Raw genomic sequence first — 14,105 nt, 5'->3', positions numbered from 1 at the left:
GCACTGGAGATGACTCAGCGCTGGTTCGACCCCGCGGTGCGCGAAGTGCGCCGCGGGGTCGAACGCGCTCGCAGGCAGGCGATCACGTTCGGCGAGCTGTGGCGGCGCTCGTTGCAGCTGCGCGTCGTGGTGAGCACGCTCGCGCTGTCGTCGGCCGTGGTGTTCGTGCTGGGCATGGTGCTCCAGGTGCAGATCACCGGCCAGCTGCTGGAGACCAAGATCGAGGCGGCGGTCCGGCAGACCGAGGCGAGCGCGGCGGCGATCCAGCCCGACCTGGCGGGCCTCAACCCCGGCCCCGACAGCGTGAAGACCCGGTTCACCACCGCCCTGAACAAGATCAACACTTCGGGGGTCGACCTCGACCCCACCAGTTCCGGCGCGGGCGCGTTCGAGCCGGTGCTCCGCGACCCCGTCGGCACCGGCTCCGACGGCCTGCCGGTCGCCGTCGGCGAGTACGAGGACGTGCCGGACGGGCTGTTCAAGATGCTCGAACGCGGCAGCGCCGGCTACCAGATCACCACCGTGGAACGGGAGACCGGACCCACCACGCTGCTGGTCGTGGGCAAACCCGTGAACAGCTCCGCCCGCGCCATGCACCTGTACCTGCTGTTCCCGCTGACCAGCGAACAGGCCACCGCGGACGTCGTGCAGAGCACGCTCGTGGTCGGCGGCGTGGTGCTGCTCCTGCTGCTCGCGCTCATCGCGAACCTGGTCACCCGGCAGGTGGTCAGACCCGTGCGGCAGGCCGCCGAGATCGCCGAGCGGTTCGCCGACGGCAGCCTCGACCAGCGGATGCCCGTGGTCGGCGAGGACGACGTGGCGCGGCTGGCCGAGTCGTACAACGAGATGGCCGCCAGCATCCAGCGGCAGATCCACCAGCTGGAGGAGTTCGGCCAGCTGCAACGCCGGTTCACCTCCGACGTCTCGCACGAGCTGCGCACGCCGTTGACGACCGTGCGGATGGCCGCGGACGTGCTGCACGCCTCACGCGAGCAGTTCCCCGGCGGCCTGGCCCGGTCGACCGAGCTGCTGGTCGACGAGCTGGACCGGTTCGAGTCGCTGCTCGGCGACCTGCTGGAGATCAGCAGGCTCGACGCGGGCGTCGAGGAGCTGGCCGCCGAGCTGGTCGACATCCGCGTGCTGGCCAGGCGCGCCCACGACGCGGTGCGCGCCATCGCCAACAGCAGCGGCACCACGATCGTGATGGACCTGCCCGACCACGAGGTCACCGCCGAGCTGGACTCCCGCCGCGTCGAGCGGATCCTGCGCAACCTGCTGGCCAACGCCATCGACCACGGCGAGGGCCTGCCGGTCGAGCTGACGCTGCGCGGTGACGGCGAGGCGGTCGCGGTGACCGTCCGGGACCGCGGCGTGGGCCTGCGCCCCGGCGAGGCGGACCTGGTGTTCAACCGGTTCTGGCGCGCCGACCCGTCCCGCAACCGCCGCACCGGCGGCACCGGCCTCGGCCTGTCGATCAGCCTGGAGGACGCGCGGCTGCACGGCGGCCGGTTGGAGGCGTGGGGCGAACGCGGCCACGGCGCGGTGTTCCGGCTCACCATCCCGTGCCGGCTCGGCCAGGAGCTGACGTCCAGCCCGCTGCCGCTCGAACCGCCCGACCTGCCGCCCGTGGTCGAGCCGGAGCCGGGCGAGCCCGAGCCGGTGGAGGAGGTCGAGCTGACCGAGGAGGAGATCACGTGGCAGCCCGCGCAACCGGTCACCGGCGAACGCGAGGAGGTCCGGTGAGGCTCCTCGCGGTGCTCCTGGCCGTCCTCGTGGCCGCGGGCTGCGCCGCGATCCCCACCGAGACGTCCCCGATCGCGGTGAACCCGTCGGTGGGCAACGCCAGCGAGGCCGCCGCGCCCGAGCCGGTCGAGGACATCGACCCGTTGACGCTGGTCCGGGAGTTCGTCAACGCCTCGGCCAACCCCGAGGGCGACTACGCGGCGGCCAAGGCGTACCTGACCGAGGACGCGAAGAAGGCGTGGAACACCAAGGGCACGCCGACGATCATCGACACCACGTTCAACACCGTGCCGACGCCGGGCGTGACGGCGGACGACAAGCACCGCACCGTGCTGCTCCAGGGGCGCAACGTGGGGCGGTTGCAGCTGGAGGACAACTCGTTCATCCAGCTCATCGGCCCCCTCGACACGCCGATCGGCATCGAGCGCGACGCCGAGGACCAGTGGCGCATCTCCGCGCCGCCGGACGGCGTCTACGTGCCGCTGGGCGGGTTCCAGCAGAACTACCGGCGCGTCACGCTCTTCTTCTACAACGCCGACTTCAGCGTGCTCGTGCCCGACCCGCGGTGGGTGGTGATCGCGCCGTCGACGTCGATCCCGAGCCGGGTGACGAGCCTGCTGCTCAAGGGGCCCGCGGTGGGCATGCGGGGCGCGTTGACCACGGCCATCCCGAACGGCGCCGCGCAGCGCAAGAACACCTCCGAGGCCGACGACGGCGCCCTGGAGGTCGACCTGACCAAGGTCGGCGACATCACGCTCCAGACCGGCAAGCAGATCGTGGCGCAGGTGGTGAGGTCGCTCGCGGGCGTGTCCAGCAGCCGGATCCGGGTGCTGGTCGAGGGCCAGCCGATCAGCCCCGACCAGCTCGAGTGGCGGCCCGCCGACGTGCAGACCGGTGAGGAGCTGGCCACGCCGAACGCCGGCCTGAACGGGATGCTGGTCGGCAACGGCCGGGTCAAGCAGATCAACGGCGACGCGGTGCCCGGACCCGCCGGCGCGGGCGACTACCAGGTGCTGAGCGCGGCGCAGTCGCTGGACGGCAGCCGGCTGGCCGCGGTGAGCCGGGTGCCGGGCGACGCCGTGCGGTTGCGGGTCGGGCCGGTGCAGGAGCCGTTGGCGGAGGTCGACCTGCGCGCGTCGACCATGACCAGACCGACGTGGCTGCTCAGCGGGCGTCAGGGCGAGCCTGCCATCGAGGTGTGGACGGTCGCCGACGGCGCGAACGTGGTGCGCGTGATCAAGACCGACAGCGGGTGGACGGCGAACGCGGTCAACGCCTCCGAGCTGAACGAGCTGGGGCGCATCACCGAACTGCGGCTCTCCCGCGACGGCACGCGGGTGGCGGCCGTGGTGGACGGCAAGCTCGTGGTGGCGGCGGTGGTGCGCGGCCAGGAGTCGGCGGTGTCGCTGCGGTCGCCGCGCCACCTGCAACCGTCCCAGCTGGGCGCCAGCGCGTTGGGCCTGGACTGGCTGGCGCAGGACGTGCTGGTGGTGAGCACGTCGCTGGTCGCCTGGCCGATCGCGAAGGTCAACATCGACGGGGTGCGGGTCGAGCGGTACAACACGTCGAACCTGACCGTCCCGGTGGCCTCCGTCACCGCCGCGCCCGGTCGCAACGTGCTGGCGGTGGACCAGAGCGGGCTGTGGAGCGCGAACGACGTGGGCGACGTGTGGCGTGCGTCGACGACGAAGGTGGAGCCCGGCACCCAGGCCTTCTACCCGGGCTGAGCGGTGTCGGATCGCCGCTGCTCCGCAGACGGCGGCTCGGTCACCCGGCGCGACCTCGCGGACCATCGCGAGGTTCACCCGATCGAGAACGTCGCGCACCTCGGCGGAGGGGCCTGTTCTGTCGGTGGTCGCCGGCATCGTCGAGGCCGTGCTGATCAACCTGCTGTTCCCGCCCCGTTGCCCCGGCTGCGGTGTGTGGGGCGTGCGGCTCTGCGCCCGCTGCCTGGCCCTCTTCGGGGTGCCGAAGCGCGTGCCCGGCGCCGGTCCGCCGGTGTTCGCGCTGGCCGGGTACGCGGGCGCGGCGCGTGAGCTGGTGCTCGCGTTCAAGGAGCGCGGGCGCCGTGAGCTGGCGGCCGTGTTCGGCGCGTTGGTGGCCGCCGCCGTGCCCGGGCTGCCCGGCGTCGGGCCCGAGCCGTGGCTCGTGCCCGCCCCGTCGCGCGCGTCGGCCGCCCGTGCCCGCGGCGGTTCCCACGTGCTGAGAATGGCACGCGCGTCCGGCTTTTCCACGGCGCCCGCGCTCGCGTTCACGAGAGGCGTCCGCGATTCGGTGCGGCTCGACGCGGCGTCGCGGGAGGCGAATCTGGCGGGACGCGTCCGGCTCGTCCCGGATCGCCTGCCACCACCGGGCACATCGGTCGTCCTGCTGGATGACGTCGTGACGACCGGATCGACAGCACGCGCCTGCGTTTCGGTGTTGAAAGCGGCCGGATTGCGGGTACCCGCTGTCCTCACGCTGACCACCGCACGCAGAACCCACCCACACGGGTGAATCCAGCCGGGAACCTCCCGGGACGCTCGGCCGTTGGCCGGTTATGACGCCCGCGCAGAGGCCGTTCGACGTAACCACTCTGCGGGCGGGCGCCTGTGCCGGCCTCGGCCGTTCGGGTGAGCGGTCGTCGGTGTGGCGTTGGAGCGCGCCCGCGTGGCGTGCTGCCGACAGCGGTTTTTCGTCGCTCTGCGTCACGACAAGAAAATCTTGGAGTTCCCCCGCCCCAGGGGCTGTCGCAGCGGCGAATACCGGGCTAACGTGCACCGCTATCAGCGTTCCCGGCACGCGGGGAGGAGGCGAACAGCCCATGACCCTGGCGCCGGTGGGGTGCTGAGGGGCCACCCTCAGCGACATAGTCCGCGAACATGATCGCGAATCCGGCGCCCAACGATCCGAAGCCATTGCTCGCAGCAAAGCGAGGGAGGTCGTGTATGGACATCGTCGTTAAGGGCCGCAACGTCGAGGTGCCCGATCACTACAGGGTTCACGTCGCCGAAAAGCTGGCCAGGCTTGAGCGTTACGACCGCAAGGTCATCCGCTTCGACGTGGAGCTTTTCCACGAGCCGAACCGAAGGCAGTCGAAGAACTGCCAGCGCGTCGAGATCACCGGCAAGGGACGCGGTCCGGTGGTCCGTTCCGAAGCATGTGCGGGCGACTTCTACGCCGCCCTGGACTCCGCGGTGAGCAAGCTCGAGAACCGGTTGCGCCGCTCGCACGACCGCAGGCGCGTGCACCACGGGCGACGTGCCCCGGCATCGGTCGCCGAGGCGACCAGCGGACTCGGGGAGTCCCTGCCGCTGCGCACCGACAGCGACGGCGGCCAGGCGCAAGGCATGTGGCTTGGCCACACCGCCGTGTTGGAAGCGGCCGAACCGGAACCCACGCGCGAGGGCATGGCGGAAGTGCCCGCGCAGCGCTGGGAAGACGGCATCGAGGACAACCTGCCCGGCCAGATCGTGCGCGAGAAAGAGCACACGGCCAAGCCGATGACCGTCGACCAGGCCCTCTACGAGATGGAACTGGTCGGCCACGACTTCTACCTGTTCTCCGACGCCGACAGCGGCCGTCCGAGCGTCGTCTACCGCCGGAAGGGGTTCGACTACGGCGTGATCAGGTTGGCCTGAGCGCCACCTGACCACGGTCCCCTCACTCGACTTCGCGCGGTCCCCGGCGTCTGCTGTGCGCCGGGGACCGCCGTGCGCGCACCGCATTTCGGTGATCGAGAACCGTGATCGTCGGAAAATGTGTCACGAACGACAGGCGTGACCTCGCGAACCGATCACCGCCGAACACGTGCGCGCCCGCCGGCGTCCCGTGGGCCGGTGGCGTGGGAATTGTCTCTGAATCGAGTGAATGGCCTGATCCGGGCGTGTGAATCGGGGCGAGACCGGCCGCCTTGCGTCCGTCCGGGTGGTGGCTGAGTCGCCCTCGTCACGGAACGCGATGTCAGGCCCTCCGGAGTTCGTCGGCCGGCCGTCTCCGGAGCGTCTCGCGAGGCCTCCGAGACGGCTTCCTACCTGTGTCTGTGCACACACCTTCACGACTTGCCTACGATGGTCGGTGGTGAAGGCTCGCCATGGCCGTGGTGAGCCCCGGTGGAAGGCGCCCGTCCCCCCGGGCGCGTCGCGATGAGGTAATGAGGTCGACCCGGATGGTGCTGTCCCGACTGCTCCGCGCTGGCGAGGGCAAGATGCTCAAGCGCCTGCGCAACATCGCAGCGCACATCAACAACCTCGAAGACGACGTCGTCGACCTCTCCGATGCGGAGCTGCGCGCGAAAACCGAGGAGTTCCGCAAGCGCTACGCCGACGGCGAGTCCCTGGACGAGCTGCTGCCGGAGGCCTTCGCGGTCGTCCGCGAGGGCGCCAAGCGCACCCTGGGCCAACGCCACTTCGACGTCCAGCTGATGGGTGGCGCGGCGCTGCACCTCGGCCAGATCGCCGAGATGCGCACCGGTGAGGGCAAGACGCTGACCTCCGTGCTGCCCGCCTACCTGAACGCGATCGCGGGCGAGGGCGTGCACGTCGTCACGACCAACGACTACCTGGCCAAGCGTGACGCGGAGTGGATGGGCCGCATCCACCGGTTCCTCGGCCTGACCGTCGGCGCGATCCTGTCGGAGATGACGCCCGAGCAGCGCCGGGTCGCCTACAACGCCGACATCACCTACGGCACGAACAACGAGTTCGGCTTCGACTACCTGCGCGACAACATGGCCTGGAGCCGTGACGAGATGGTCCAGCGCGGCCACTTCTTCGCGCTGGTCGACGAGGTCGACTCGATCCTCATCGACGAGGCCCGCACGCCGCTGATCATCTCCGGCCCGGCCGACCAGTCCTCGCGCTGGTACGTCGAGTTCGCGCGGCTGGCCACGAAGATGCGCCGCGACACCCACTACGAGGTGGACGAGCGCAAGCGCACGATCGGCGTCACCGAGGCGGGCGTGCAGTACGTCGAGGACCAGCTGGGCATCGACAACCTGTACGACTCGACCAACACCCCGCTGGTCGGCTACTTCCAGAACGCGATCAAGGCCAAGGAGCTCTTCGCCAAGGACAAGGACTACATCGTCCGCAACGGCGAGGTCATGATCGTCGACGAGTTCACCGGCCGCGTGCTGTCCGGTCGCCGTTACAACGAGGGCATGCACCAGGCGATCGAGGCCAAGGAAGGCGTCGAGATCAAGGCGGAGAACCAGACGCTCGCCACGATCACCCTCCAGAACTACTTCCGCCTGTACGAGAAGCTGGGCGGCATGACCGGTACCGCCGAGACCGAGGCGGCCGAGTTCCACCAGACCTACAAGCTCGGCGTCGTGCCCATCCCGACGAACCGCCCGATGCAGCGCTCCGACCAGGCCGACCTCGTCTACAAGACCGAAGAGTCCAAGTTCGACGCCGTCGCCGACGACATCGCCGAGCGGCACGAGAAGGGCCAGCCGGTGCTGGTCGGCACGACGAGCGTCGAGCGCTCGGAGTACCTGTCGAAGCTGCTGGTCAAGCGGGGCATCCCGCACGAGGTGCTCAACGCGAAGCACCACGACCGCGAGGCGTTGATCATCGCGAAGGCCGGCCGCAAGGGCGCCGTCACCGTCGCCACGAACATGGCCGGTCGAGGCACGGACATCGTGCTGGGCGGCAACCCGGACATCATCGCCGACCACGAGCTGCGCGAACGCGGCCTCGACCCGGTGGAGAACCCGGAGGAGTACGAGGCCGCCTGGGCGAAGCTGATCGAGGAGGTCACCTCCGAGGTCAAGGCCGAGTCCGAGGAGGTCCGCGCGGCGGGCGGCCTGTACGTGCTCGGCACCGAGCGGCACGAGTCGCGGCGCATCGACAACCAGCTGCGCGGTCGTTCCGGCCGCCAGGGCGACCCCGGCGAGTCGCGGTTCTACCTGTCGTTGAAGGACGAGCTGATGCGCCGCTTCAACGCGGCGATGGTCGAGACGGTCATGACCCGGCTGAAGGTGCCGGACGACGTGCCGATCGAGCACAAGATGGTCACCCGGGCCATCCGCAGCGCGCAGACGCAGGTCGAGCAGCAGAACTTCGAGATCCGCAAGAACGTCCTCAAGTACGACGAGGTCATGAACGAGCAGCGCAAGGTGATCTACGCCGAGCGCCGCCGCGTGCTCGACGGCGAGGACCTGCGCGAGCAGGTCGAGCACATGATCACCAGCGTGGTCGGCGACTACGTCGACGGCGCGACGGCCGACGGCTACGCCGAGGACTGGGACCTCGACCAGCTCTGGACGGCGCTCAAGACGCTGTACCCGATCACCCTCGACGCGAAGAAGGTGATCGAGGACGACGAGGACGTCACCCGCGAGTCGCTGAAGGCGAAGCTGCAGGCCGACGCCCTGGCGGCGTACGAGGCGCGTGAGGCGGACATCGACGGCCGGGTCGGCCCGGGCGCCATGCGTGAGCTGGAGCGCCGCGTCCTGCTCTCCGTCCTGGACCGCAAGTGGCGCGAGCACCTGTACGAGATGGACTACCTGAAGGAGGGCATCGGCCTGCGGGCGATGGCCCAGCGCGACCCGCTGATCGAGTACCAGCGGGAAGGCTTCGACATGTTCAACGGCATGCTCGAGGCGCTGAAGGAGGAGACCGTCGGCTTCCTCTTCAACCTCCAGGTGGAAGCCGCCGAGCCGGAGCCGGCCGCCGAGCCGCCCGTCCAGGTCTCGATCGCCAACGGCGGTCCCCTGGCCGGCAGCCGGGCGAGGGCCCGCGCCGCCGCCGCTGCCGCCGCCCAGCAGCAGGCGGACGCCAACCAGGCCCCCGCGGGTCCGGCCCTGGCGCAACTCCAGAGCGGCAACGCCATCCCGCCCGCCCTGCGCGGCAAGGGCCTGGACGGCCGGGCCCAGCAGGGCCTGACCTACACGGGCCCGTCCGAGAGCGGCGACGCCGAAACCACCGGCAACACCTCCCGCCAGCCCGGCCAGCAATCGGGCGGCACCCGCAAAGAACGCCGCGCCGCCGCCCGCGCGCAAGCCAAGGGCCAGCGCAAGACCCCCCGCGAGTAACCAGCCCTGAACCGCCGAAAGCGGGCCCCGACCACCATCGGCGGCCCGCTTTCCGCATCCCGCCCCGCCCACCTCCTCGCCCCACCCGTCGGCCCTGCCGTGCCTCCGCCGGCAATCCACTCTGCGTCGCGAACCCGCCGCGCCGACCACGTCGCACCGGGCCGCTGCGCTGATCGGCTTGGTCGGCTTGGTCGGCTGGTGGTCGGCTTGGTCGGCCACGATCCGTCGGATCGGCCCGGCCAGTGCAACTTGCGGCGGGATTCCGGTGTGTGCGATTCCTGCCGGGGGCTGCTTCGGGGGATTGCGGCCGGGCTTTGGGGTGTGGCCTGTTCGCTGGGTGGGGGCATGGGCGGTGGGCATGGGCAGGTGGTGGGTGGTCGAGGCGTTCCGCTGGTTTTCAACCGAGGTGCGGTAACAGTGTTTCCGTACATTTTTGGGCGAAGGTCACTCGATCGTGTGAGGGATGAGCAGTCAGCGGGGCCCGGTGGGCGCGGCCCCGCTGAAGGCGGGCGGCTAGGGGAGAAGGTGGAATTCGGTGCAGTGCCAGCGTGATCCTTGCCGTTCCACTCGGGCGGCGAATGCTCGGACCTTTGTCGGCATGTGCAGGGTGCCCGCCAGTTCCGCCGCGTCCGGCGACACGTGGCACAACCGGTAGCGGCCGAGGCGGGTTCGGGTTGGGGTGGCGGCTTCGGTCACGGTGGTCAGGGCGCGAGGGGCGAAGGTGGCCGAGAGTTGCCGCGGTGGTCGCCTGCCGCTCAGCGCCTCTACCAAGGGGAACAGGAAGTGGCGGGCATCGAGGGGTGCGATGGCCGCAGTCGGTGGCGTAGGGGTGTCTGTGGGCCCGGCGGAGGTGTCCTGGGCGGCGGTGGGCTTCGTCGACGACAGGGTGCGGAGTTGAGGTGGCATGCTGAACCGAGGGCGGACGGCCGGGGTTTCGTACCAAGATCACCCGATGGAGGCACGGTGCGGGGACTGGTTCTCGACTTCGGCGGCGTCCTGACGGACCTCGGTGACGACCACACGGCCACCGAACCGCCCCTCCTCACCGTCACGCGCCAAGTCCGCCACCAGGGCATCCTCACCGCGATGCTCTCCAACGCCGACTTCCTGTGGCGCCCGCCGGCCGGCTGGGAAGACCTGTTCGACGTCGTCATCACCTCCGGCGACGTCGGCCTGGCCAAGCCCGACCGCCGCATCTACCTGCTCGCCGCCGAACGGCTCGGCCTGCCCGCCGCCGAGTGCGTCTTCGTCGACGACCTCGCGGTCAACGTCCGGGGCGCCGCGGCGGCCGGAATGGTCGGGGTGCACCACCAGTCCGTGCGATCCACGCTCGAGGAACTGGAAACGCTGCTCCAAGTCCCCCTGCGGGGTTAACCGGTCACGAACGGCCACGGAGGATCCACCTGGCCGGTGAATTGCCGCTCACTCGGCTTCCCTTCGTACGTTCGGAACGTTACGGCGAATGTCGCACCGTCAACAGCCGTGAATGGCCATGAACAGCGCGACGAGTGCTCCGGTCCCGCATCCGATGCCGTACGAGGGGCGTGGGTGCGGGACGCCGAGGGCTGGTCGGGACGGCCCGACGGGTACCGCGTCGGGTGGCTGCGGTGAGCCACCGATCAGCCGGGTTGGGCAGCGCGGGTGTCTGAGCGGCCCTCCGGCACCCGCGCTGCGCCTGGAACCGGAGAAGTCCCGGGACAGGGCCCGAAGGCAGCCCCGAGATCACCCGCGCCGGCGGACGACCTCGAAGCACAGCACGGCCGCCGCGCTGGCCACGTTCAACGACTCCACCCCCGCCGCCATCGGGATCGACAACCACCCGGTCACGTGCGGGCGCACGTCGTCCGAGATGCCCGCCGTCTCACTGCCCAGCACGAACGCCGCCCGCGCCGGCAGGTCAGCCGCGTACACCGACGACCGGGCCTGCGCGTCCAAGGCGAAGATCGGGTACCCGGCGCCCCTCAACGCCACCGCCGCCTCCGCCGCCGTCGCGCACCGCAGCACCGGCGCGCGGAACGCCACCCCCGCCGAAGCCTTGACCACCATCGGGTCGATCGACGCGACACCCCGCCGCGGCACGACGATGCCGTCCACCCCCGCCGCGGTCGCCGTGCGCAGGATCATGCCGACGTTCGCCGGCGTGGTGATCCCGTCGAGCACCAGCACGAACCTCGGCCCGTCGCGCAACCCGAGCTCCAGCGGACGCATCCGCGGCGCGACGACGTCCGCCAGCACGCCCTGGTCCTGCTTGCCGTTCCCGGCCAGCACCTTGACCCGCTGCGCGGAAGCCCGCTGCACCGAGACGCCCCGCCGCCCCGCCGCGTCCAGGATCTCCCGGGCGGCCGGACCGCGGGCCGTGTCGGCGAGCACGACCTTGTCGACCTCGAGCCGCGGGTCGTCCAGGGCCTCCAGCACGGGCTTGCGGCCGTACACGGTGACGAACTTGTCCTTGGGTGACACATCCACGGAGCAAGTGTCCACTACCCATTTGGGGCTTGCTTCTGCGCTGTCAATCATGATGATCGTCACATGACATCGCGCGACGAGGCGCACCGTCTGCTGGCCAGCGGCCGGGAGGCGGACGTCTACCTGCGTCCCGACGGCCTGCTGCTCAAGCGCAGCCGCTCGGGCCGCGACCTGGAGCCCGAAGCCGAGCTGATGCGCTACCTGCGCCGGCACGGCATACCGGTGCCGAGGGTGGCGGACGCCTCGGAGACGGACCTGGTCATGGAGTACGTCCCCGGTCCGCGCATGTCGCAGGAGCTGGACGCCAGCCCGTGGCGGGCGGGCGCGCTGGGCCGTGAGCTGGCCGAACTGCACCGCAAGCTGGACCAGGTGCCCGCGCCGACGTTCCTGCCGGGCGACGGCGACCTGCTGCACCTCGACCTGCACCCCGGCAACGTCGTGATGGGCCCCGAGGGTGCGGTCGTGGTCGACTGGGGCAGCGCGAGCAAGGGCGACCGCAAGGTCGACGTCGCGCTGAGCTGGCTGGCGATGGCGGTGGCGCCGTTGCGGCCGTTCAAGCGGCTCGTCCGGTCGCGGATGGTGCGCGGGTTCCTGGCCGGGGTCGACGGCTCGGTGCGGGTCGAGGCCAGGCGAGCCATGCCGGCCGCCGCGGCGATCAGGCTGGCCCGGCACGAGCGCGACGAAGCCGAGGTCAGCGCCGTTCGCAGGCTGGTGCGCGACTGCACCGACTAGCCTGGACCGCATGCCCGACCGCCTGTCCGCGCTGGACGCCTCGTTCCTGTACCTGGAGGACTCCACGACGCCGATGCACGTCGGTGGGGTGGCGGTGTTCCGGCGCCCGCGCACGGGCTTCGACTACGACCGGCTGGTCGACCTGATCGAGCAGCGGCTGTCGCTCGTGCCCCGGTACCGGCACAAGGTCGTGCACGTGCCCGGACGGCTCGCGCGGCCGGTGTGGGTGGACGACGCGGACTTCGACGTCACCTACCACGTGCGGCGGTCGGCGTTGCCGAAACCGGGCAGCGACCAGCAGTTGCACGACCTGGTGGCGCGGCTGATGTCCCGCCCGCTGGACCAGACCCGGCCGTTGTGGGAGGTCTACCTGGTCGAGGGCCTGGCCCGGAACCGGATCGCGGTGATCACCAAGACGCACCAGGCGATGGTGGACGGCATCGGTGCGCCGGAGATCGGGCAGGTGATGCTCGACCCCTCCGCCACGCCCCGGCCGCCGGTGGAGTCGCTGTGGATGCCGTCGCCGGAGCCGAGCGGGTTGCAGCTGGTGGCCGACGCGGTCGCCGAGGCCGTGCAGCGGCCCGGCGAGGTGGTGGAGAACGTCCGCTCGGCGGCGATGGACACGGTGGCGACGGTGCGCAAGGTCGCCGGCGTGTTCGGCGGCTTGGCCTCCGCGGTGCGGACCGCCGCGTCGCCCGCGCCCGGCAGCCCGTTGAACGTGCGGATCTCGCCGCAGCGGCGGTTCGCGGTGGCGCGCACCGGGCTGGACGTGTTCCGCGCCATCCGGCGGGCGCACGGCGGCACGGTGAACGACGGCGTGCTGGCGGTGCTGTCCGGTGCGCTGCGGAACTGGCTGCTGTCGCGCGGCGAGGTCGTGACGGCGGGGACCACCATCCGGGCCATGGCGCCGATGTCGGTGCGCGACGACGAGACGCAGGTGTCGGCGTACCTGGTCGACCTGCCGGTGGGCGAGCCGAACCCGGTCGTGCGGCTGCACCACGTGTCGCACGCGATGCGCGCGCACCAGGAGTCGGGGCAGTCGGTGGCGGCGCAGACGTTGGTGCGGTTCTCGGGCTTCGCGCCGCCCACGTTGCACGCGCTGGGCGCGCGGGCGGCGTCGTCGTTCTCGCGGCGGCTGTTCAACGTGGTGGTGACGAACGTGCCCGGTCCCCAGGTGCCGCTGTACGCGGCGGGGGCGAAGATGATCGAGATGTTCCCGGTCGTGCCGTTGGCGAAGAACCAGGCGTTGTCGATCGGTGTGACGTCTTATGACGGTGGCGTGTACTTCGGCCTGAACGCCGATCGCGACGCGATGTCCGATGTGGACGTGCTGGCGGCGATGGTCGAGGAGTCGGTGGAGGAACTGATGGGAACGGTGTCCACATGAGGGTGTACCTCCCGGCGACCGTCGCGATGTTGCGCGACCTGGTGGAGAACGGCGAGTTCGTGCCCGTGGGCGGGACGGGGTTCGCCCTGACGCCCGCGTTGCGCGAGTCGTACGCGACCGGTGACACGGAGGAGCTCGAGTACTCGGCGATGCTCGACGCCGCTCGCGGTTCGCTGCGGCTGATCGCGGGTGACGAGAAGGCCGTGCCGAGGCGCGCGGTGGTGTCGGCGGACGTGCCGGACGTGAAGCTGCGGCCGGACCTGGACTTCTCGGTGGTGAAGCTGTCGGGCCCGGTGCCGATGAAGCTGATCGCCGCGATCCACCTGGACACGCTGGAGGCGGAGGACGACGTGCGCGCGGCGGCCGACGTGATCGACGCGGCGGACCTCGGTGATCCGGACGCGGAGTTCGCGCTGGGCGGGGCGGAGGACCACGAGCTGGCCTGGTACGCGCCCCAGGAGCTGCCGTTCCTGCTGGAGCTGATGTAGCTGCGGTCGTCCACGCCGAACGGGAGCCGGACGCCCAGACCTCGATCTGGACGTCCGGCTCCCGTGTGGTTCGAACCCCGGGTCAGCGCTGCAGGGTCAGCAGGCCCGGCCGGTAGGGCAGGAGGCCGTAGTCCACGCCGTCGGAGCGGGGGTCACGGCCTTGGTAGAGCAGTTGCAGGTTGCAGGGGTCGATGGTCTTGGTCTGGTCGGCGCTGGTGCGGACCAGGTCGCCGTGGCTGATGTCGTTGGTCCAGGTGGCGCCGCTGTTGGC

Annotated in this window: 12 protein-coding genes; 9 read left to right on the top strand and 3 right to left on the bottom strand. The window is 70.9% G+C overall.

Annotated features, from left to right (window positions below; genetic code table 11):
* Positions 1–9: 9 nt before the first annotated feature.
* From mtrB to secA, 5 genes are all read left to right on the top strand, one after another.
* A complete protein-coding gene (gene mtrB / locus AB0H12_RS31670; RefSeq protein WP_499627963.1) occupies positions 10–1,743 on the top strand; it encodes an MtrAB system histidine kinase MtrB in 1,734 nt (577 codons plus the stop codon).
* On the top strand, positions 1,740–3,470 hold the full coding sequence (locus AB0H12_RS31665; protein ID WP_499627960.1) for an LpqB family beta-propeller domain-containing protein: 1,731 nt from the start codon (positions 1,740–1,742) through the stop codon (positions 3,468–3,470). Before mtrB ends, AB0H12_RS31665 begins: the two co-directional genes overlap by 4 nt.
* A 124-nt stretch (positions 3,471–3,594) precedes the next feature.
* Positions 3,595–4,239 carry a ComF family protein gene (locus AB0H12_RS31660; RefSeq protein WP_499627958.1) on the top strand — a complete coding sequence of 215 codons (645 nt, stop codon included), beginning with the start codon at positions 3,595–3,597 and terminating at the stop codon, positions 4,237–4,239.
* Between the two features lie 431 nt (positions 4,240–4,670).
* The gene (hpf, locus tag AB0H12_RS31655) at positions 4,671–5,363 is read left to right on the top strand and encodes a ribosome hibernation-promoting factor, HPF/YfiA family (RefSeq protein WP_499628166.1); all 693 of its coding nucleotides are present in this window, start codon (positions 4,671–4,673) and stop codon (positions 5,361–5,363) included.
* A gap of 527 nt (positions 5,364–5,890) precedes the next feature.
* On the top strand, positions 5,891–8,761 hold the full coding sequence (secA, locus tag AB0H12_RS31650; RefSeq protein WP_499627956.1) for a preprotein translocase subunit SecA: 2,871 nt from the start codon (positions 5,891–5,893) through the stop codon (positions 8,759–8,761).
* Positions 8,762–9,274: 513 nt separating this feature from the next.
* Here secA and AB0H12_RS31645 read toward each other — a convergent pair.
* On the bottom strand, positions 9,275–9,667 hold the full coding sequence (locus AB0H12_RS31645; RefSeq protein ID WP_499627954.1) for an Rv3235 family protein: 393 nt from the start codon (positions 9,665–9,667) through the stop codon (positions 9,275–9,277).
* Between the two features lie 57 nt (positions 9,668–9,724).
* Between AB0H12_RS31645 and AB0H12_RS31640 the strand changes: the two genes are divergently transcribed.
* Positions 9,725–10,135, top strand: coding sequence for an HAD-IA family hydrolase (locus AB0H12_RS31640; RefSeq protein ID WP_499627951.1), 411 nt, complete (start codon positions 9,725–9,727; stop codon positions 10,133–10,135).
* A gap of 348 nt (positions 10,136–10,483) precedes the next feature.
* On the opposite strand, the gene AB0H12_RS31635 is transcribed toward AB0H12_RS31640, so the two are convergent.
* Positions 10,484–11,278, bottom strand: coding sequence for a TrmH family RNA methyltransferase (locus AB0H12_RS31635; protein WP_499627949.1), 795 nt, complete (start codon positions 11,276–11,278; stop codon positions 10,484–10,486).
* A 12-nt stretch (positions 11,279–11,290) separates the two neighbouring features.
* Here AB0H12_RS31635 and AB0H12_RS31630 point away from each other — a divergent pair, with 12 nt between their 5' ends.
* From AB0H12_RS31630 to AB0H12_RS31620, 3 genes are read left to right on the top strand one after another with little or no spacing between them, the layout of a single operon-like run.
* Entirely contained in the window at positions 11,291–11,959 is a 669-nt protein-coding gene (locus AB0H12_RS31630) for a phosphotransferase (RefSeq protein ID WP_499627947.1), read from the top strand.
* A 10-nt stretch (positions 11,960–11,969) separates the two neighbouring features.
* On the top strand, positions 11,970–13,346 hold the full coding sequence (locus AB0H12_RS31625; protein WP_499627945.1) for a WS/DGAT/MGAT family O-acyltransferase: 1,377 nt from the start codon (positions 11,970–11,972) through the stop codon (positions 13,344–13,346).
* The gene (locus AB0H12_RS31620; RefSeq protein ID WP_499627944.1) at positions 13,343–13,834 is read left to right on the top strand and encodes a DUF6912 family protein; all 492 of its coding nucleotides are present in this window, start codon (positions 13,343–13,345) and stop codon (positions 13,832–13,834) included. The genes AB0H12_RS31625 and AB0H12_RS31620 overlap by 4 nt, the downstream gene beginning before the upstream one ends.
* A gap of 82 nt (positions 13,835–13,916) precedes the next feature.
* Here the strand turns inward: AB0H12_RS31620 and AB0H12_RS31615 are convergent.
* Positions 13,917–14,105 (bottom strand): non-reducing end alpha-L-arabinofuranosidase family hydrolase (locus AB0H12_RS31615; protein WP_499627942.1); only part of this gene is annotated, 189 nt, incomplete at its 5' end.

Origin of the sequence: Actinosynnema sp. NPDC023794 (assembly GCF_040639675.1) — a bacterium.
In the GTDB taxonomy this organism is placed as follows: Bacteria; Actinomycetota; Actinomycetes; order Mycobacteriales; family Pseudonocardiaceae; genus Actinosynnema; species Actinosynnema luteola.
This window is presented reverse-complemented; position numbering and strand designations above follow the sequence as displayed.